Raw genomic sequence first — 20,816 nt, forward strand, 5'->3', positions numbered from 1 at the left:
CTATATATTAAGCGTCTAGTTTTTTAAATAGTACACAAGCATTGTGACCTCCAAAACCGAAGGTATTGCTCATTGCAACATTTACTTCTTTTTCTTGCGCTTTGTTAAGCGTAAGATTAAAAGATGGATCTATATTTTCATCTACTGTAGTATGATTAATGGTAGGAGGTACAAGGCTATGTTGCATCGCAAGGATAGCAGCAATAGACTCTATAGCTCCAGCTGCACCTAGAAGGTGACCAGTCATAGACTTTGTAGAGTTAATATTAATATGTGCGGCGTGCTCACCAAAAACTTTAGAAATAGCCTTAAGCTCTGCAACATCTCCAAGAGGTGTTGATGTACCGTGGGTGTTAATATGGTCTACATCTTGAGGACTTAGTCCTGCATCGCGTAAACAATTAAGCATCACTCGCTCTACACCTATACCGTCTGGATGTGGTGCTGTCATATGATAAGCATCACTAGACATACCTCCACCTAGAACCTCTGCATAAATTTTTGCGCCACGTGCTTTTGCGTGTTCATATTCTTCTAGTATTAATGCGCCTGCTCCTTCACCTAGTACAAAACCATCTCTGGTCGCATCAAAGGGTCTAGAAGCCGTCTCCATATCTTCATTTCTTGTAGATAGGGCGTGCATCGCATTAAAACCTCCCATACCTGCTGGTGTTACAGCAGCTTCACTTCCTCCAGTTACGATAACATCACAATGACCTAAACGTATATAGTTTAGAGCATCTATCATCGCATTTGCAGAAGATGCACAGGCAGAGACCGTCGTATAATTAGGTCCCATAAAACCGTGCTTGATAGAGATATTACCAGGAGCAATATCTGCAATCATTTTTGGGATAAAGAATGGGTTGAACCTCGGGGTACCGTCTCCAGCGCCAAAATTAAGCACTTCGTTCTGAAAAGTTTCCAGACCACCTATACCGGCTCCCCATATAACCCCAACTCTAAATTTATCAACCGAGTCAAGGTCTATGCCCGCATCATTGATAGCCTCATCTGAGGCTACCAATGCGTACTGAGCAAATCTGTCTAGCTTACGAGCTTCTTTCCTATCAAAGAAGTCGAGAGCATTAAAGTTTTTAAGTTCACAAGCAAACCTCGTTTTAAACTTTTCTGCATCAAAATAGGTGATGGGCGCGCACCCGCTTTTCCCTGTAGAAAGTCCTTCCCAGTATTCCTGAATATTATTTCCTATCGGGGTAAGTGCACCAAGTCCGGTAACTACTACTCGCTTTAACTCCATATGTAGGGACTTATTTAGCCTCTTCTATATAAGATACTGCTTGACCTACGGTCGCAATATTTTCTGCTTGATCATCTGGAATCTGGATATCAAATTCCTTTTCAAACTCCATAATGAGTTCCACTGTGTCTAGTGAATCAGCGCCTAGGTCGTTTGTGAAGCTTGCTTCAGTTACAACTTCGTTTTCGTCTACTCCTAATTTGTCTACGATAATCGCTTTTACTCTTGATGCAATGTCTGACATAATTTTCTAATTTAAATTTTTATTTAAGTCGCAAAAATAACAAACTTTACGGTTAAACAAGTTTGCAACTCAAAAATGTGAAGGTAATTTACGGAAATATAAAATAAGTTCCTTTCTATAACCTTCAAATAGTTACTAATATTTCTTTATTTCGCACCCACAACAGCAACAAGAAAAATGAAACGAATTGTGATTTTTGCCTCGGGTAACGGTACAAATGCCCAGCGTATTATAGAGTATTTTCGGGATCGTACGGATGCACAAGTCGTGCAAGTACTTACTAACAACCCGCGTGCCAAAGTTTTAGAACGCGCCACAAAACTGGATGTACCCGCATTAAGTTTTAACAGAAAAGCTTTTTATAAAAGTGATGATGTACTGCATTTACTCACTGCAACAAAGCCAGATCTTATCGTTCTTGCTGGTTTTTTATGGCTTTTTCCAGAAAAAATCATTTCGGCATTTCCAGATAAGGTCATAAATATACATCCTGCGTTGCTACCTAACTTTGGCGGTAAAGGGATGTACGGTATGAATGTGCACGAGGCTGTTTACGCTTTCGCGAAAGCGGAGTACCTTAAGAATCCCACTCAAAAAATTCACACAGGCATCACCATACACAAGGTAACACCCGAGTATGATAAGGGAGATTTCTTATTTCAAGCCAAAGTTGAAGTCACTCCAGAAGACACCCCAGAAGCAATTGCCAAAAAAATACACCAGCTAGAATACACGCACTTTCCAGAGGTAATCGCAAAGTTCTTATCTTAGAGAGATGGCAAAAAAAGAAAAATTCTACGTGGTCTGGGAGGGTAAAAAGCCTGGAATCTATACATCTTGGAAAGATTGCAAGGCAATGATTACCGGTTATGCTGGGGCAAAATACAAGAGTTTTGACACCTTTGCTAAAGCAAAAACCGCTTACAATGGAGACTATAATGACTTTAAAGGCTCCTCAAAAAAGAAAAAAGTACTCACCGCCGAAGAAAAAGCAACATACGGCGAGCCTAACCTCTACTCTATAGCGGTAGATGCGGCAAGCTCTGGTAACCCAGGCGTGATGGAATATCGTGGGGTAGATACTCAGACAGTAAAGCAACTCTTTCACCAAGGTCCTTTTAAACAAGGGACTAATAATATAGGAGAGTTTCTAGCCCTTGTACACGGGCTGGCCTACTTAAAAAAGATAGGTAGCGACCGTCTTATATATAGTGACTCCCGTATAGCAATAGGCTGGGTAAAAAAGAAGCATTGCAAGACTAACCTCAAACAAAGTCAAAAAAACAAAGATGTTTTTGACCTCATCACACGGGCAGAGCAGTGGCTTAAAACAAACACCTACACAACCACCATCGTAAAATGGGAAACCAAAGCCTGGGGAGAAATCCCAGCAGATTTTGGAAGGAAATAAGTATGATTATGAAGACAGAAAAAAAGAGAATATATACGATAGCAATTTCGGCTTTTCTTACCACGCTGGTTATAAGAAACTGGGATGCTTAAAAAAGTTTTATTGCCAGTTTATTTGTATAATTTAATTTAAAATTTTCGCGAAAGCGGTCTCCTTAAAGTTGAGTTGTCAAACATTCAAAACCGTATATTTGCACAAAAATTATAGATGAGTAAATTGGTTATAGTTGGTTCTTGCGCTTTTGATGCTATAGAAACACCTTTTGGAAAAACAGATAAAATTATTGGGGGAGCTTCTCCTTATATAGGACTTGCTGCGGCACAGTTTGATAATGTTGATCCAGCCATCGTAGCCGTAGTAGGTGATGACTTCCCTCAAGAGTATCTTGATTTTCTTGCAGAGAGAGGTATTAACACAGACGGTATAGAGGTTGTAAAAGGTGGTAAAACATTTTTCTGGAGTGGTAAATATCATAATGATATGAACTCTAGAGATACACTAGCAACAGAGCTTAATGTACTAGCAGATTTTTCTCCTAAGGTTCCTGCATCGCACAAGGAAGCACCTATTGTAATGCTAGGTAACTTGCAACCACAAGTACAGCTTAGTGTTATCGAGCAAATGGATGTAAAGCCTAAGCTTGTGATACTAGACACAATGAACTTCTGGATGGATATCGCGCTTGATGAGCTTAAAACTACGCTCAAAAAAGTAGATGTTATTACTATAAATGACGAGGAAGCACGCCAGTTGAGCGGTGAGTACTCTCTTGTGACTGCTGCAAAGAAGATTCACGAGATGGGACCTAAGTATGTAGTCATTAAGAAAGGTGAGCACGGAGCACTTATCTTTGAAGGAGATAAAATGTTTTTTGCACCAGCATTACCACTAGCAGATGTTTTTGACCCTACGGGAGCTGGAGACACCTTTGCAGGAGGATTTGCAGGTTATATTGCACAAGCAGGAGACACTTCTTTTGAAACAATGAAGACGGCTCTTATATATGGCTCTTGTCTAGCATCCTTTACTGTAGAAAAATTTGGAACAGAGCGATTACAATCTGTGACACCAGAAGAAATAAAAGAAAGATTGCATCAGTTTAAACAACTTGTTCAATTTGACATAAACATAAACGACTAAATCCTGCGCTCCAAATTTTTGGAGCGCTTTTGTTTTATAAAGCTATGAGTGACGCTATTAAGCACGAATGTGGTATTGCAGTAATAAGACTAAAAAAACCACTAGAATTTTATAAAGAAAAATACGGTACCGCTTTTTACGGTGTAAACAAGATGTACCTTATGATGGAAAAACAGCACAACCGTGGTCAAGACGGAGCTGGTTTTGCCAGTATAAAACTAGATGTTGCTCCGGGTGAGCGTTACATCTCAAGACAGCGCTCTACGGCACAACAACCCATACAAGATATTTTTGCAGAGATTAATGGGCGTATCAATACCCTTATGACGGCAAATCCAGATAAAAAGGATGACGTAGCCTGGCAAAAAAGTAATGTCCCTTACATAGGTGAGCTACTATTAGGTCACGTGCGTTATGGGACCTTTGGAAAAAACAGTGTAGAGAGTGTACACCCTTTCTTGCGTCAAAACAACTGGATGCACCGTAACCTCATAGTTGCTGGTAATTTTAATATGACTAATGTAAACAAGCTTTTTAACAAGCTCGTTTCATTAGGACAGCACCCTAAGGAGCAAGCAGACACCATCACAGTGATGGAAAAAATAGGTCACTTTCTTGATGATGAAGTAGCAAAACTTTACAAAAAACTTAAAAAGGAAGGTTTTAATAAACAACAAGCCTCCCCTCAAATTGCAGAGCGCCTTAAGGTGGCAAAAATTTTACGCCGTGCTTCAAAAGATTGGGATGGGGGTTATGCAATGGCAGGACTTCTAGGTCACGGAGATGCATTTGTACTAAGAGATCCAGCAGGTATACGTCCAGCATATTATTTTGAAAATGACGAGGTAGCCGTGGTAGCAAGTGAGCGCCCAGTTATACAAACCGCCTTTAACGTGCCTTTTGAAGAGGTAAAAGAGCTAGATCCAGGTGCCGCAGTTATTGTAAAGAAAAACGGAACGCTTACTGTAGAACAAATTTTAGAACCGCTTACGCGAAAAGCGTGTTCTTTTGAGCGCATTTATTTCTCAAGAGGATCTGATGCCGAGATTTATAAAGAGCGCAAAATGCTAGGTCGCTTATTAATGCCTCGTGTATTAGAAAGTATAGATCACGACACAAAAAACTCTGTTTTTTCATTTATACCTAATACCGCCGAAACATCTTTTTATGGGATGGTAGAAGCAGCGCAAGATGAGCTTAACAGACAAAAGGGAGAAAAAATTCTCGCAGCAAAGGGTAACCTTACAGAAGCGCAGCTTACAGAAATTTTATCGCAGCGATTACGTACTGAGAAGATAGCTATAAAAGATGCAAAGCTTCGTACGTTTATTACAGAAGATAGTAGTCGCGATGATCTAGTAGCTCACGTGTATGATGTTACCTACGGAGTAATAAAGCCAGAAGACAAGCTAGTAATTATAGACGATAGTATCGTAAGAGGTACCACTCTTAAAAAGAGTATTATCAAAATGATGGCTCGTTTAAATCCTGCCAAAATAATAGTAGTTTCAAGTGCTCCTCAAATACGATACCCAGATTGTTATGGTATAGATATGGCGAGACTTGAAGATTTTATTGCCTTTAGAGCAGCTATAGAGCTTCTTAAAGATACTGGTAAGGAGAGTCTTATAGATGAGGTTTACAAACAGTGTAAAGAACAAGTAGATCTTAAAGATAAACACGTTAAGAATTATGTAAAGCGTATTTATGAACCATTTACGCAGCGTGAGATTTCTAAAAAAATCGCTCAGCTACTTACAGACAGTACTATAAAAACAGAAGTAGAAATCATTTACCAAACCGTAGAGAGTTTACACGAAGCGTGTCCAGAAAACCTAGGAGACTGGTATTTTACCGGAGACTATCCTACTAATGGTGGACACCGTGTAGTTAATAGAGCTTTTATAAACTTTGTAGAAGGAAATAAAGAAAGAGCCTATTAATGAGCTTCTTAAGAAAACCTTAAATTATTAAAAAACTGTGTATTTCGTCTAAAAATTGAGTTTTTTATCTAAAAATTAAGTAATACTTAAAAAATGACACCTATATTAGCAAAGCCATAACATAAGTAGGTTAAGTTAATGGTAGATTTGGGGCAAAAAAAGGTGGATCTTTCCGCCTTTTTTTATGCGCAATTTTCACCTAGAGCGATGTAGTCAATTTCTTATTAAAAGATTTTTATCACTCCTCATTACAAACTTTAGTAGCGTACTCTCTCAGAGAGTTAAAACATAAAAAAAGGTCCATTCTAACGAATGGACCTTTGTAATTATATAGGCTATCGCTTATTTATTCTGAGCATATAGAGCGCTTACTTTATCCCAGTTTATAACATTAAAAAATGCGTTTACATAATCTGGGCGTCTGTTTTGGTAATTAAGGTAGTATGCGTGCTCCCATACATCAAGTCCTAAGATAGGAGTTCCTCCACAACCTACTTTAGGCATAAGTGGGTTATCTTGATTAGGTGTTGAGCAAACCTCAACTTTTCCTCCTTCGTGCACACATAGCCAAGCCCATCCTGAACCAAACTGTCCTCCTGCTGCAGATGAGAACTTGTCTTTAAAAGACTCAAAGTTTCCATAAGCGGCATTTATTGCATCTGCTAGTTCACCCGTAGGCTCTCCTCCACCGTCTGGAGACATTACTTCCCAAAAAAGTCTGTGGTTATAAAAACCTCCACCGTTATTACGCACAGCAGTGTTAGACATATCTAGGTTAATAAGTATATTTTCTATAGTCTTACCGTCAAGGTCTGTTCCCTCTATGGCTTTGTTAAGTTTTGTAGTATATCCAGCGTGGTGTTTTCCGTGGTGGATCTCCATTGTCTTTGCATCAATGTTAGGCTCTAGAGCATCTTTTGCATATGGTAATTCTGGTAAGGTAAATGACATTTCTCTTTCGTTTTTGGTTAAACTTCAATTCTGATTTTAACAAAGTTACATAAAGTAAGGTATTCTTTGTGTTATAGAATTCTTATAAATGGGTGTACGCTTTCGCGAAAGCGTAATAATACTCAACAAATTAACGCAACTATTTAGAAAATAATGGTCTTACACATATAGACACTCATTTTAGGGGTATTATATGTGTCTATATTTTTATTAGTTTGATGTTTGACAAGGCCACCTTTTATGGGTGGCTTTTGCTATATTAGTGCTATGACCGAAAAGAATAGCTTTATTGTTCTCAATGCTTCTGCAGGATCTGGTAAAACATACAGCCTTGTAAAGCAATATATCACTACACTTCTTAAAAGTAATGACCCTAACAAGTTTAGACATTTACTAGCCATCACTTTTACAAACAAGGCTGTGGCAGAGATGAAAAACAGGGTGCTAGATACTCTTAAAGCTATAGGTGATTATAATGGTGTTGACAAACCAGATATGCTAGAAGACCTAGCAGTAGCTAGTAATATGCCCGTAAATGTTGTGGTAAAAAAAGCTAAGGAAATCCTCAATAGGATTCTCCATAATTATGCGGCTTTTGATATTGTTACTATCGATACACTTACACATAGAATTATACGCACCTTTGCAAAAGATCTTAATATCTCTAGCAGTTTTGAAGTGTCTCTAGATCAAAAAACGCTTAGTGCGCAGGCCGTAGATGCTCTTGTGGCAAAGGTGGGTGTAGATGACACCATTACTAAGGTGCTCGTAGATTTTGCTCTTGAAAAGGCAGATGATGATAAAAGCTGGGATATAAGCAGAGATTTACTAGAAATTGCCTCACTACTACATAATGAAAATGACCTTAAGGCGCTGGACCGACTTAAAAGCAAGTCGCTATCAGACTTTGATGCACTTGCTACATTTCTTAACACTCAAATTAAGTCCCTAGCTAGCAAGCAACAAGAAATGGGCAAAAACCTTATAGATTTTATACACGGGTTAGGTCTTGATCAAAAAAGTTTTGCCAGCGGCTACTATTATAAATTTATAGTCCAAGTGGCAAGTGGTGTAAGAGGTCTAAAATATTCTGGTTCTGGTTATAAAGACAATATTGAGGAATATGCGTTCTATACAAAAGGACAAAAAGATGATATAAAATCCATAATAGATGCAAACAGGCAGCGCTTTGTAGATGACTTTTTAAAACTAAAATCTCTTGCCGGTAAGCAAAAAAAGTATGAGGCTTTTCGCTCTAAGCTTATACCCCTTTCTGTTTTACACCTTATTAAAAAGGAGCTCGACCTTATTAAAGAAGAAGAAAATGTATTGCTCATATCAGATTTTAATGCCCTTATCTCAAAATCGCTTAAAGATCAACCTGCTGCATTTTTATATGAGCGACTAGGTGAGCGTTATACAAACTACTTTATAGACGAGTTTCAAGACACCTCTGTGATGCAGTGGGATAACCTTGTCCCACTTATAGATAATACCATAAGTAGTGCTTCTGGTGATGAAGTAAGTAATTCTCTACTACTAGTGGGTGATCCAAAACAAGCAATTTATAGATGGCGTGGTGGAGAGGCAGAGCAATTTATAGCTCTCAGTCATCAGATTAATCCTTTTACCACAGAGGCTACTGTGGCTCGCTTAGATACTAACTATAGAAGTAATGAGTCTATTATTCATTTTAATAATAGCTTTTTTACGCACCTCTCCACTCATTTTGATAATGAGCTTTATGGTGAGATATATAAAGCAGATAACTCACAGGGTACAAACAGCAAAAAAAATGGGTACGTATCTCTAGAGTTTATTGATTATGAAAATAATACCGAAGCAGATCTACTCTACCCTGAGCGTATTCTAGAAATCATAAAGAACGTCACTTCACAAGGCTATTTACACAGTGATATTTGTATACTTACCAGAAGTAATAAGCACGGCACTCATATAGCACAAGTTTTACAAGAGGCGGGTACAGAGGTGGTATCTTCAGAGAGTTTACTTATCGAAAATTCTCCTACCGTGCAGTTTATACACAACTTTATCACAATGCTTTCTTTTCCAAAACAGTTAGAGTATAGACTTGCTGTACTTTACTTTTTGGGAGCACATTATAATATAAAAGACACCCATAATTTTTACAGTACTCATACGGCTAGCACATTATCAGAATTTTTAGAGCAACTCAAAGCTTTTGATGTTTTTATACATCTTGATTACTTAAAAAACCTCTCTCTTTATGAGTATATAGAGTATATCATTCGCTCCTTTTACTTAGCCCCATTATCTGACGCCTATGTTGTGGCATATCTTGACCTAGCATATAATTATGCACAGGGTAATAGTGGCGGCATTCTAGGTTTTATAGACTACTGGGAAGAAAAAAGAGAGAAAGCAAGCATTGTAGCTCCAGCACAAGATAGCGCTGTACAGATTATGAGTATACATAAATCCAAAGGGCTAGAATTTCCAGTTGTAATTTATCCTTATGCAGACTCAGACTTATATCGTACTCGTGGTGAGCACCAGTGGTATCCTATGGAAAATGAAGATATAAGTGATTTTGAGACACTAATGGTTCCGCATAATAATGCACTTAATGATTTTGGAGAGGCGGGTACTACTCTTTTTGAAAAAAGAAATAATGAGCAACAATTCGACACCATTAATGTTTTATATGTGGCTCTTACTAGAGCTTCTGAGCGGTTATATGTGTTATCACGCTTTCGCGAAAGCGTAAAAAAAATAGGTTCATACAGCGACCTTTTTATCGAATACTTGCAGACACATAATATATGGAATAACGACCAGCGAGTTTACTCCTTTGGGACAGAAACCTCTGCTCATAAAAAAGACCAAGCAAGCGATTATACACCCTTTGTACCCACCATACGGTCTACAGCCAAAGAAGAGTTAGGTATACAGGTAATTACTCAGGCTAGTTTTTTATGGGATGAGAAAAAGCAAAATGCAATTACTTACGGTAATCTCATACACGAGTTAATGGCTGCTGTTACAGACCACAATACAATTACAGCCGTAGTAGACGATGCTGTGCGCCACGGTATCATACCTCAAGAAAGCCGAAAGGTTATGACGGGCATAATGAATCAGGTTGTCTCACATCCAGACCTAAAGGTATGTTTTGAAGAAGAAAACACGGTTTATAATGAGCGTATGATACTGGCTAGCGATGGTCGTTTTCATATACCTGATCGTGTTGTAGTTACTCCAGACGGAAGCACTATAATTATAGACTATAAAACGGGTGTCCATAACGACTCTTATGCAAAACAACTTGCAACCTACGCCGGGTTATATCAAGAGATGGGTTATAAAGTAACTCACAAACTGCTTGTTTATATAGACAGCACGATAGAAGTAGTCGCGGTTTAATACCTTTGTAAAAAACAAACACATATGTACGGTAGTATACAACAACATTTACAAAAAGAACTTGCAGAAATTAAAGATGCAGGGCTATATAAAAAAGAGCGCATTATCACATCTCCGCAAGATGCGGTAATCACAATTTCTACAGGAGAAGAGGTAATAAACTTTTGTGCAAATAACTATCTAGGGCTATCATCACATCCAGAAGTAATACAAGCTGCAAAGGATACAATGGATACTCACGGTTTTGGGATGAGTTCTGTACGTTTTATTTGTGGTACACAAGACATACATAAAGAATTAGAGCAGCGTATTGCAAAATTTTATGGCACAGAAGACACTATATTATATGCTGCCGCATTTGATGCAAATGGTGGTGTTTTTGAGCCGCTACTAGGTAAGGAAGATGCTATCATATCAGACTCGCTTAATCACGCTTCTATTATAGATGGTGTACGTCTTTGTAAAGCTGCTAGATATCGCTATGCAAATAACGATATGGCAGATCTAGAAGAACAGCTCAAAAAAGCAAATGCGGATGGCGCTCGTCACAAAATAATTGTAACAGACGGTGTATTCTCAATGGATGGTCTTGTTGCTCCCCTAGATGAGATCTGTGATCTAGCAGATAAGTACGATGCCCTTGTAATGATAGATGAATGTCACGCTACAGGTTTTATAGGTGAGCGCGGTATAGGCACACTAGAAGAAAAAGGTGTGCTAGGTCGTATAGATATAATAACTGGCACTTTAGGTAAAGCACTAGGTGGAGCTATGGGTGGATACACAACTGCAAAAAAAGAGGTGATAGAAATACTACGCCAGCGCAGTCGTCCATATTTGTTTTCAAATTCACTAGCCCCTGCCATTGTGGGTGCATCAATAAAAGTCTTAGATTTATTAGAAAAAGACACTTCTTTACGAGATAAGCTAGCAGAAAATACAGCATATTTCAAAAAAGGGATGAAAAAAGCAGGTTTTGATATTATAGATGGAGACTCAGCAATTGTTCCTGTAATGCTATATGATGCAAAGCTCTCTCAAGATATGGCAGATGCACTTTTGGAAGAAGGAATTTATGTTATAGGATTCTTCTTTCCCGTGGTACCAAAGGGAAAAGCCCGTATTCGCGTACAATTAAGTGCTGCACATTCTGTAGCACATCTTGATGCCGCCATTGCAGCTTTTACAAAAGTTGGTAAAGATTTAAAGGTGATTTAGACCCTGCTTACCCCCTGTCTATAAGGGCGGTTTGTAAAAATTTAGTACTTTTAGCTTTGTTGATTAATTTTAACAACTTACTTTTGTCGGTAATTAACACTTAAAATTTAAGACTAAACAATGAAACATCTTAGCAGATTTTTAGTTGCAGCACTTATGATTCTTGCTTTAGGATCAGTGAATGCACAAGACGCAAACAATCCTTGGGCTATCTCAGTCGGAGTAAACGCAATTGACACGTACCCAGTAGGTGACGCACTAGACGTATCTCCAGGAGCTGGTGAATTAAGAGGGAATCTTTTTGAAGAATTCTTTAATGTTGAAGATCACTGGAGCATTGTTCCTTCAGTTTCTTATGTAAACGTTTCTCGTTATTTAGGAGATGGTTTCACATTTGGAGTATCTGGTTCTTTAAACAGAATTGATAAATTAGGTGATGAAAGACCAAGAAACGAATTACAATACTACGGAGCTGATGGAGATTTCTCTTATAGCTTAAGAGATCTTATCAATGGTGAAGGTGGATGGTTTGATCCTTCTCTTTCTGTTGGTGCTGGTTATACGTGGGTTGAGAGTTCACTAGACGGTGAGTTAGGTGGTTTTGGAACTGCAAATGCTGCTGCTGGAGTTAAAATCTGGTTAGGAGAAAACTTCAATGTTGGTGTACAATCTAAGTATAAGCACGCTTTTGAAGATGACGGAATCAAGCACTTTCAACACGTTGCTGCTGTAGGTATTGTTTTCGGAGGAAAAGATACAGATGGTGATGGTATATATGACAAAAATGACGCTTGTCCAGAAGTTGCAGGTCTTCCTGAATTTGACGGATGTCCAGATTCTGACGGTGACGGTATCCAAGATTCTAAAGATGCTTGTCCTACTGTTGCTGGTTTAGCAGAGTTTGATGGTTGTCCAGATACAGACGGTGATGGTATCCCTGATCCTAAGGATGCTTGTCCTACTGTTGCTGGTATCGCTGCCTTAGGTGGTTGTCCAGATGCAGATGGTGATGGTATCAAAGATGCTGATGATACTTGTCCAAACGAGGCAGGACCACGTGCTAACAACGGATGTCCTTACCAAGATAAAGATGGTGACGGTGTTTTAGATAAAGATGATGAGTGTCCAGACGTTGCAGGTACTGTAGCAAACAATGGATGTCCAGAAGTATCTGTTGAGGTACTTAATGACCTTAACGTACAGTTCAAAAACGTACTTTTTGATTACAACAAAGCTTCTTTACGTTCAGAGTCTTACTCTACGCTAGATAATGTTGCATCTATAATGATGGAATACCCAAAAACTCGTTTCCTTATTGAAGGTCACACAGATGATAGAGGTCGTGATTCTTACAACCTAAACCTTTCTGATCAGAGAGCTGCTTCAGTAAGAAGCTACTTAACAGGAAAAGGAATCCCAGCTGCTCGTTTAGAGTCTAAAGGATTTGGTGAAGCTAGACCAGTTGCTTCAAATAAAACTGCTGCAGGACGTCAAGAAAACAGACGTGTTGAGCTTTCTATTCTTAAGTAATAGAAAAAAGATTTTATAATCTTAAAAACGCCTCGCAATTGCGAGGCGTTTTTTATTTTAGACTATGCAAAGTTTTATAGACGTAGTACTAAATAAAGAACAGAACATTGAGGGTGCTAACCTTATATTTATTGTTCCCAGTAGAAGAGCAGGTAATACACTTAGAAAGAAGGTTGCTGTACGTGCAAGTAAGACTTCATTTGCACCACAAATATTTTCTATAGAAGAATTTATATCCCATATTACTGGATTAAAGTCTGCGAGCAATGTAGATCTAATTTTTAATCTTTACGAAAGCTATACAGAAGTTGTAGAAAAAGAGAAATTAGTTCCTTTTCAAACTTTCTGTGGATGGGCGCAATCCATACTTAGTGATTTTAATGAAGTAGATAGATTTTTACTCGATCAAAAAGAAGTCTTTAATCATCTCAAAGATGTAAAAGAGTTATCAGAACACTGGTCTTCTTCTACAAATGAGATTGTTGTAAATTATATAGACTTCTGGAACAACTTGCTTAAGATTTATACAGTTTTTTGCGAGAAATCTCTGCGTACAGATGCTGTACATCAAGGTTATATTTATAGACAAGCTGTAGAAGTTATAGAACACTACATATCCTCATCTTTAGAAATACGTCACGTCTTTCTGGGTTTTAACGCTCTCAACACCGCAGAGCAACAAATTATACAAGCTATACTAGCCTCTGGAAATTCTGAGATATATTGGGATACAGAAAAGTCATTTGTCAAAAACCCATATCACGAGACTAACCTCTTTATAAAAAAGTATAAGAAAGACTGGGCATATTATAGTACTAAAGACTTTTCTTGGAGTTTTGATAACTACAGCATACCAAAAGTAATTAATACATACGCTTGCTCTCAAGATATACTACAGGCTAAGACACTTGGGTCTATATTAGAAAGTATACCTCAAAAAAGCTTGTCGAGTACTGCAATAGTTCTAGGTGATGAGGCCCTATTGTTACCAGTTCTTAATGCGTTGCCCACCCATATACATAAGGTGAACATTACAATGGGAATTCCGATAGGTAAAACACCCACGGCTTCATTCTTTGATCAATTACTTTCATTAAAGAAAAACCCACAAAAAAGCGGCTATTATTTTAAGGAGGTTTTAAAGATACTACGTAACCCTATAACACAATCACTGCTAGGTGATACGGCAACAGTACTTCAAGAAGAAATTATCACAAAAAATCTCATATATGTTTCACTAGAAGATATTCTTACTAAAGTGAAACCAACTGACCTACAGATCACAAAAACGCTCTTCTTAGATTGGGACAATCAGCCCAAAAGTGCAGTTACAAATTGCCTTAATATCATACAAGAATTAAGAACTAGTTATGATGAAAGCAAAGACGCACTGCAAGTAGAGTACTTGTATGGGTTTTACGTAGCATTTAATAAGTTAAAAACGCTTATGGATGATAGAGACCATATAACAGATGTTGCTACATTTATTCTCTTCTATCGTGATATTATATCTTCAGAAACGATAGACCTTAAAGGTGATCCAGATGAGGGGTTACAGATAATGGGGGTGCTAGAATCTCGTGTGCTAGACTATGAGCACGTAATACTCACCTCGGTTAATGAGGGGATACTTCCTTCTGGAAAGAGTCAAAACTCTTACATACCCTATGATTTAAAAAAGTTATATGACCTGCCTACCTATTCAGAAAAAGATGCTGTATATGCCTATCACTTCTATCATTTATTACATAGGGCGCGCACTGCAGATTTACTATATACCACTCACAGCACAGGGCTGGGTAGTAGTGAGCAAAGTAGATTTATAAGACAGATAGAAGAAGAAGGAATACATACCATACATAAATATACAGTTACTCCCGCTTCACAACCCGCCACAATAACTGCACAAAAAATAGAAAAAACGCCAGAGGTAATCACAAAATTATCTCGCCTTTTTAAGAAAGGTATATCTCCCTCTGCACTCACCACCTACTTACGTAATCCAGTAGTATTTTATGAACGATACATCCTGGGCATAGATAATAGTGATGAGGTAGAAGAAACTGTAGCGGCAAATACAATGGGAACCATTGTACATAATACGCTAGAGGAGCTTTATAAACCGCACATAGGTATTGTGCTTACAGAAGATATTTTGAAAAATCTCATAAAAGGTATCGAACCAGAGGTGCGTAATCAATTTAAACTAGAGTATGGCCTCACTCATATACAAGAAGGTAAAAATAAGATCATCTACGCGGTGATATGTCGCTACGTTCACAATTACCTAAAAAGAGAGATATCCCTGCTTAAAAAGGGTGATGTGGTCATAATACAGGCGGTAGAAGATGATTTGCGAGACATACCCCTCACAGACACTGTTTCCCTAAGAGGTAAAGTAGATCTTGTAGAGCAACGCAATGGAAATCTCAACATAGTAGATTATAAAACTGGTAAAGTAGCACAGACAGATCTCAACCTAAAATCATATGAAGACTTACTCCTCCCAGAAGGTAAGTTTGAGAAAGCCTTTCAAGTCCTTATGTATGCTTATATGCTCAATAAGAAAAAGCCCCTAAGCTTCCCTGTAAGTGCTGGGATTATTTCGTTTAAAAATCTACAATCAGGTTTCTTAGCTTTCAAATACAATAAAAATCAAGAGATCACAGCAGAAACACTTTTGGAGTTTGAGGCCGTTTTAAAAAGATTGGTAAAAGAAATATTAGACCCTTCTATTCCCTTTACAGAAAGGTAGTTTACGCTTTCGCGAAAGCGTACTAAAAACATATAAAAACCCATCAATAGGAATTGATGGGTTTTTTATATGTTCTAAGGGTGGAGAATACCAGATTCGAACTGGTGGCCTTTTGACTGCCAGTCAAACGCTCTAGCCAACTGAGCTAATCCCCCAAATTAAAATTTACTCTTGAACTCTTAAAATGAGTAGTGGCTTAGATGTAAAAAACTCTTTCTTGAGCACTACATTTTTCTCCCAAAGCTTCTTAAAGAAACCTCTCTTTCTGCGCACTACACAAACCATATCTGGATTTACAGACTGAAAGTGCTCAAGAACACCTTGATATGTTGTTGCGTTTGAGGTGGTTTTATAAGATGCGCTTATCTCCTTAAGATCTTCAGAGATTTGCTTCATCTTTTCATCACTTTCAGGAGTTTCTACGTGTAGCAGTTGAATCTCTGTACCAAAATGCTTCTGCATTTTTTTGAGCGGTTCTAAATGGCGTTTTTTATCAAAATTTCCATTTTTAAAAGCCATTAGTATTTGAGATGGCTGCTTAAAAGTTTCATTTTCTGGCACAATAAGCGCTGGTATATTTGTACTTTTTACAAGCTTTCCGGTTGTATTACCAAGATAAACCTCATCACGCACAGAGTTACTGCGTGGAGACAAAACCATTAGGTCAACAGGTACGTGTTTATTAAAACGCTCTACACCATCTACCACTCCACCTTTTATAGGATGTGATACAACAGAGACTCCTTTATGATCAACAGTACTTACCACTTTCTCTAGTGTGTTTTCTGTATCTTCTTTAAGAACGGTGTTTAACTTTGAGGCACTTCCTGCTTTAGAAAATTCTTGAAACACTGAGATAACGTACACATTTGCATCTACCTCTTGGGCAAGATCTATTGCATATTGAAGTGTGTTAACCGCACTCTTTGATGAACCTATAGGAACAAGAATATTTTTCATACCGTAATTTGTAATTTTACATAAGATTACAAAAATACTTTTAAACTGTGATTGTAAAGGCAAAAAAAATAGACATTCCAGAGATACTTGCGCTCACTAGAGCGTGCGCAAAATCTATGATTGATAAAGGCATATATCAATGGAATGAGCATTATCCTAGTGCCGCCGCTTTTGAGCAAGATATAGACCGTGAGGAACTCTGTGTTTTAAAAAAAGACGGAGCTATCATAGGGACCATCGTGGTGTCTACCATTATGGACAAGGAGTATGAAGATGTTGAATGGTTAACTCCATCTCAAGGCAATATCTACGTACATAGACTAGCCGTACATCCAGATATGCAGGGTAAGGGTTATGCAACAAAGTTGATGAATTATGCTCTCTTTTCTGCACAATTTGGTGGGGCTCCATCTATAAGGCTTGACACATTCTCACAAAACAAGCGTAATCAACAATTTTATGAATCTCGCGGTTATAAAAGGTTAGGTAGTATCTATTTTCCAAAACAAAGTAATGATCCCTTCTATTGTTATGAGCGCATTTTATAAGGTGTATTTTTGCAACTCAATTATTCTAACATCTGAGTTATCACTATACTATCGCACAACATAGATATTTCCTTTAAGCGCATACAGCAGCTGGCTGTTCCTGCGCTTATTGCTGGTATTGCAGAGCCTGTACTCTCTAGCACAGATGCTGCAGTAGTAGGCAACATTGCAGAAAATAGTGTCGAGGCGCTCGCCGCTGTAGGTATTGTGGGCTCTTTTCTATCTATGCTTATATGGATACTAGGGCAAACACGTAGTGCCATTTCTACTATAATATCTCAAAACCTGGGTGCTGGTAAGCTTGAAGATATTAAAGTCTTGCCTGCACAAGCTATTTACTTTAATATCATTCTATCTATTATAGTTTTAGGGAGTACATACTTCTTTGTAAAAGAGATTTTTATGCTTCTCAATGCAAAGGGGCTAGTGCTATCTTTAAGTATAGACTATTATAATATACGTGTGTGGGGTTTTCCACTTACACTGTTCACCTTTGCCGTGTTTGGAATTTTTAGAGGGTTACAAAATACCTTCTGGCCTATGATTGTGGCAATTATAGGCGCCTCGCTTAACATAGGTCTTGACTTTATGCTTGTATACGGTATAGACGGTATTGTGGAGCCTATGGGAGTTAAGGGTGCTGCCTGGGCAAGTCTCGCAGCACAGGCTGTGATGGCTATACTAGCGCTTGTGCTTTTACTTATAAAGACAGACGTTTCTCTTAAGCTACGATTACCGCTGCACCCTGAGATTAAAAGACTTATCTCGATGAGTCTTAACCTCTTTATAAGATCATTTTCTCTCAATGTAGCTCTTGTGCTTGCTGTACGTGAGGCGACCGCAATAAGTGATGAGACAGTAGCTGCCCACACCATTGCGGCAAATATATGGCTCTTTACAGCATTCTTTATAGATGGCTATGGAGCAGCTGGTAACCTATTAAGCGGTAGATTGCTAGGTGCAAAAGACTACCCTAACCTCTGGCTACTCACAAAACGAGTTGTAAAATATAACCTGGTTGTTGCTGTTTTCTTGATGATTATCTGCGCCATTCTATATAAACCTATGGGCTTACTCTTTAGTAATGACGATGCAGTACTTACCGTATTTTATGGCGTATTTTTTATGGTGATTGTAATGCAACCTATCAACGCTATTGCCTTTACTTTAGACTCAATTTTTAAGGGACTAGGAGAGATGGGCTGGTTACGTAACACGCTTCTTGTAGCTACATTTATAGGCTTTGTACCCGTGCTTTATATAAGTAAATATACGGGGTGGGGTATTTTGGGAATATGGTGTGCCTTTATAGTCTGGATGCTCTTTAGGGCAGGGATGCTCATTTACTTTTACAAGAAAAAATATTATCCACTCGCTATAAAGTAACATTTTTATAAATATATAAGGGGTTGAGAGCGCTTTCGCGAAAGCGTACTAAAAACCTATTCTTTTTCTAATGGTTCCTCTACCTTTTTATCGCTCTCTTTTTGAGTGTCTAGCAATTCTTCATCAAAAGGTTTTCCTAAATAAACAATTTGACTCCCCTGGAAAGACTTAACATCTAGCTCTTGTGCAAAAGATCCTATAATGTGAATGGTTCCGTTTTTTTGTTTTACAAAAAGTGGAATCATCTCTTCATCATCTGTAATAATTTTTACCGCTTTTGAGTACTCCTCTTTTGAAGAGATAGGCACTTCACTTATGGTAGGATACTGCCTTGTGACCTCTGTCATATTTATAAAATCATCTGTTGCAGAGAAGAGACCTTCTTTAGGTAACTGTGCTATGTTATCCATCTCTCTTTTTGAGATGAGACGGTACGCGCCGTTTTCGCCAAATTGTTTTCTAAAACGGTTTATCGCATACTTATTTATATCACTATTACCCGTAAGAGACATTAGGTATCCTATATCGCTTAGCTCTACGTCGTCTGTAAGATCGTCTGCATAAATATTTGCCTGCATTGCCTTAAGTCCAGCTTCTTTTGCAACTTGTATATGATTTGTATTACTGTCAAGTAGCACAACGTGGCGTCCATTTTTTTGAAGATACTTAGCAATAAGACGTGGCATTTCTGAGGCTCCTACTATAAGTATTCCTTCAGATTTTACTAAAAATACGCCCACCGCCTTTGCAAACAGTCTAGCCGTTGTCGCGTTAAGGAGTACTGTACCTAGTACAATCATAAATACAAGTGGTGTAATATACTCTGCACCCGGCTCTCCTTTAATAAGAAGTTTTGACCCAAAGAGAGAAGCAATACCTGCCGCTACAATACCGCGTGGACCCACCCAAGAGATAAAAAGCTTTGCGTTAGTCTGTAAATCTGAGCCCCAGGTACTCAAGAAAACCCCTATGGGTCTTACTATAAATACCACAACAAGAAATAATGCTAGTGTCTCCCATCTGTATAGTAACTCAAGGTCTACAAGGTTCATATTTGCCGACAGTAAAATAAACAGTACCGATATAAGTAGTACACTAAGTGACTCCTTGAAGTAAAGTAACTCCTTTATATTAGGCAAGTTTATATTACCTAATACCATCCCCATTACAACTACGGCTAGCAGTCCAGACTCGTGAGCAAACTGGTCTGACATCACAAATACGCCTAGCACTGCCGCTAGTGTAAAGACATTCATCAAGTAGTGTGGTACTAGCTTTCGTTTTACAATAAACGCAAGCGCGTGTGCAAACGTAAACCCAAAGGTGCTACCAAAAAGTACGATTTTTCCAAACTCAACCAGCGCTGTTTTGGTAAAAGCAGCGCCCTCCCCTACAGAGATAAACTCATACATAAGTACCGCCACAAGCGCGCCTATGGGATCTATAAGAATCCCTTCCCATTTAAGAACGGTAGAGATATCACGCTTTACAGGCACATTTCTTAATATAGGTGATATTACCGTAGGTCCGGTTACAATGATTAATCCAGAAAACAACAACGATATCTGTAAGCTTAGTCCAAAAATCCAGTAAGCAGCAAGACCAGCTCCTATAAAAGTCACGAGACTTCCTATAGAGATAAGCTTGGTAATTACCGGGCCTACATTTCTTATTTCGTCACGCTTTAAGGTAAGTCCGCCCTCAAAAAGTATAATAGATATCGCTAGCGAGACAAAGTAGTATAGGCTCTCTCCAGGAAATAATCCTTCTTCTCCATTCCAGATAGGTTCTATCCATTTTGTACCATCTTCAGATATAAGTGTAGATACGGGTCCCACAAAAAGACCTATGAGCAGTAGTGGTAAAATGGCAGGTAATTTTAAACGCCAAGCAGCCCATTGTGCAATGATCCCTAAAATTATGATTCCGGCTAGTTCTAACATATGAATTCAGTTTTGATGCGATATTAATGTTTTAAAGCTTTTGGCTCTCGTTGTGAAGTTACAATTCTTTGTTAAAAACTAGTGTGTATAAGGGTTTAAAAACTCTCTTTTTGGTATTTTG

The 20,816-nt window shown here is 38.3% G+C and carries 15 protein-coding genes and 1 tRNA gene; 10 read left to right on the top strand and 6 right to left on the bottom strand.

What is annotated here, in order from left to right; all coding sequences use genetic code 11:
- Positions 1-7: 7 nt before the first annotated feature.
- Positions 8-1,261, bottom strand: coding sequence for a beta-ketoacyl-ACP synthase II (fabF, locus tag Q0948_RS05465; RefSeq protein WP_298349654.1), 1,254 nt, complete (start codon positions 1,259-1,261; stop codon positions 8-10).
- 10 nt (positions 1,262-1,271) lie between these two features.
- Positions 1,272-1,505 carry an acyl carrier protein gene (locus Q0948_RS05470; protein ID WP_013750595.1) on the bottom strand — a complete coding sequence of 78 codons (234 nt, stop codon included), beginning with the start codon at positions 1,503-1,505 and terminating at the stop codon, positions 1,272-1,274.
- 177 nt (positions 1,506-1,682) lie between these two features.
- Here Q0948_RS05470 and Q0948_RS05475 point away from each other — a divergent pair, with 177 nt between their 5' ends.
- The 4 genes from Q0948_RS05475 (at position 1,683) to Q0948_RS05490 (ending at position 5,999) form a co-directional block, all read left to right on the top strand.
- Positions 1,683-2,276 (top strand): phosphoribosylglycinamide formyltransferase, encoded by a 594-nt coding sequence (locus Q0948_RS05475; RefSeq protein ID WP_298349656.1) that lies wholly within the window; start codon positions 1,683-1,685, stop codon positions 2,274-2,276.
- Between the two features lie 4 nt (positions 2,277-2,280).
- The gene (locus Q0948_RS05480) at positions 2,281-2,916 is read left to right on the top strand and encodes a viroplasmin family protein (protein WP_035326140.1); all 636 of its coding nucleotides are present in this window, start codon (positions 2,281-2,283) and stop codon (positions 2,914-2,916) included.
- 207 nt (positions 2,917-3,123) lie between these two features.
- Positions 3,124-4,056 carry a PfkB family carbohydrate kinase gene (locus Q0948_RS05485; protein WP_298349664.1) on the top strand — a complete coding sequence of 311 codons (933 nt, stop codon included), beginning with the start codon at positions 3,124-3,126 and terminating at the stop codon, positions 4,054-4,056.
- Between the two features lie 44 nt (positions 4,057-4,100).
- Positions 4,101-5,999 carry an amidophosphoribosyltransferase gene (locus Q0948_RS05490; protein ID WP_298349667.1) on the top strand — a complete coding sequence of 633 codons (1,899 nt, stop codon included), beginning with the start codon at positions 4,101-4,103 and terminating at the stop codon, positions 5,997-5,999.
- Positions 6,000-6,341: 342 nt separating this feature from the next.
- Here Q0948_RS05490 and Q0948_RS05495 read toward each other — a convergent pair whose 3' ends face one another.
- Complete coding sequence (locus Q0948_RS05495; protein ID WP_298349669.1) at positions 6,342-6,950, bottom strand: superoxide dismutase; 609 nt, start codon at positions 6,948-6,950, stop codon at positions 6,342-6,344.
- A gap of 267 nt (positions 6,951-7,217) precedes the next feature.
- On the opposite strand from Q0948_RS05495, the gene Q0948_RS05500 reads away from it, so the two are divergent.
- The 4 genes from Q0948_RS05500 to Q0948_RS05515 all read left to right on the top strand — a co-directional run bounded on the left by Q0948_RS05500 (position 7,218) and on the right by Q0948_RS05515 (position 15,858).
- Complete coding sequence (locus Q0948_RS05500) at positions 7,218-10,355, top strand: exodeoxyribonuclease V subunit beta (protein ID WP_298349672.1); 3,138 nt, start codon at positions 7,218-7,220, stop codon at positions 10,353-10,355.
- A gap of 24 nt (positions 10,356-10,379) precedes the next feature.
- The gene (kbl, locus tag Q0948_RS05505; RefSeq protein WP_298349674.1) at positions 10,380-11,573 is read left to right on the top strand and encodes a glycine C-acetyltransferase; all 1,194 of its coding nucleotides are present in this window, start codon (positions 10,380-10,382) and stop codon (positions 11,571-11,573) included.
- A 120-nt stretch (positions 11,574-11,693) separates the two neighbouring features.
- On the top strand, positions 11,694-13,103 hold the full coding sequence (locus tag Q0948_RS05510; RefSeq protein ID WP_298349677.1) for an OmpA family protein: 1,410 nt from the start codon (positions 11,694-11,696) through the stop codon (positions 13,101-13,103).
- 64 nt (positions 13,104-13,167) lie between these two features.
- Positions 13,168-15,858, top strand: coding sequence for a PD-(D/E)XK nuclease family protein (locus Q0948_RS05515; protein WP_298349680.1), 2,691 nt, complete (start codon positions 13,168-13,170; stop codon positions 15,856-15,858).
- Positions 15,859-15,939: 81 nt separating this feature from the next.
- Here Q0948_RS05515 and Q0948_RS05520 read toward each other — a convergent pair.
- Together Q0948_RS05520 and Q0948_RS05525 are read right to left on the bottom strand one after the other, a co-directional pair.
- Positions 15,940-16,013: transfer RNA gene (locus Q0948_RS05520), tRNA-Ala, on the bottom strand.
- A 10-nt stretch (positions 16,014-16,023) separates the two neighbouring features.
- The gene (locus tag Q0948_RS05525) at positions 16,024-16,818 is read right to left on the bottom strand and encodes a universal stress protein (RefSeq protein WP_298349683.1); all 795 of its coding nucleotides are present in this window, start codon (positions 16,816-16,818) and stop codon (positions 16,024-16,026) included.
- A gap of 47 nt (positions 16,819-16,865) precedes the next feature.
- Between Q0948_RS05525 and Q0948_RS05530 the strand changes: the two genes are divergently transcribed.
- Positions 16,866-17,366, top strand: a complete 501-nt coding sequence (locus Q0948_RS05530; RefSeq protein WP_298349685.1) for a GNAT family N-acetyltransferase — start codon at positions 16,866-16,868, stop codon at positions 17,364-17,366.
- Positions 17,367-17,411: 45 nt separating this feature from the next.
- Positions 17,412-18,752 (top strand): MATE family efflux transporter, encoded by a 1,341-nt coding sequence (locus Q0948_RS05535; RefSeq protein ID WP_298350211.1) that lies wholly within the window; start codon positions 17,412-17,414, stop codon positions 18,750-18,752.
- A gap of 56 nt (positions 18,753-18,808) precedes the next feature.
- Here Q0948_RS05535 and Q0948_RS05540 read toward each other — a convergent pair whose 3' ends face one another.
- The gene (locus Q0948_RS05540; RefSeq protein ID WP_298349688.1) at positions 18,809-20,695 is read right to left on the bottom strand and encodes a sodium:proton antiporter; all 1,887 of its coding nucleotides are present in this window, start codon (positions 20,693-20,695) and stop codon (positions 18,809-18,811) included.
- Positions 20,696-20,816 lie beyond the last annotated feature (121 nt).

The organism is uncultured Dokdonia sp. (assembly GCF_947496725.1).
Classification (GTDB): domain Bacteria; phylum Bacteroidota; class Bacteroidia; order Flavobacteriales; family Flavobacteriaceae; genus Dokdonia.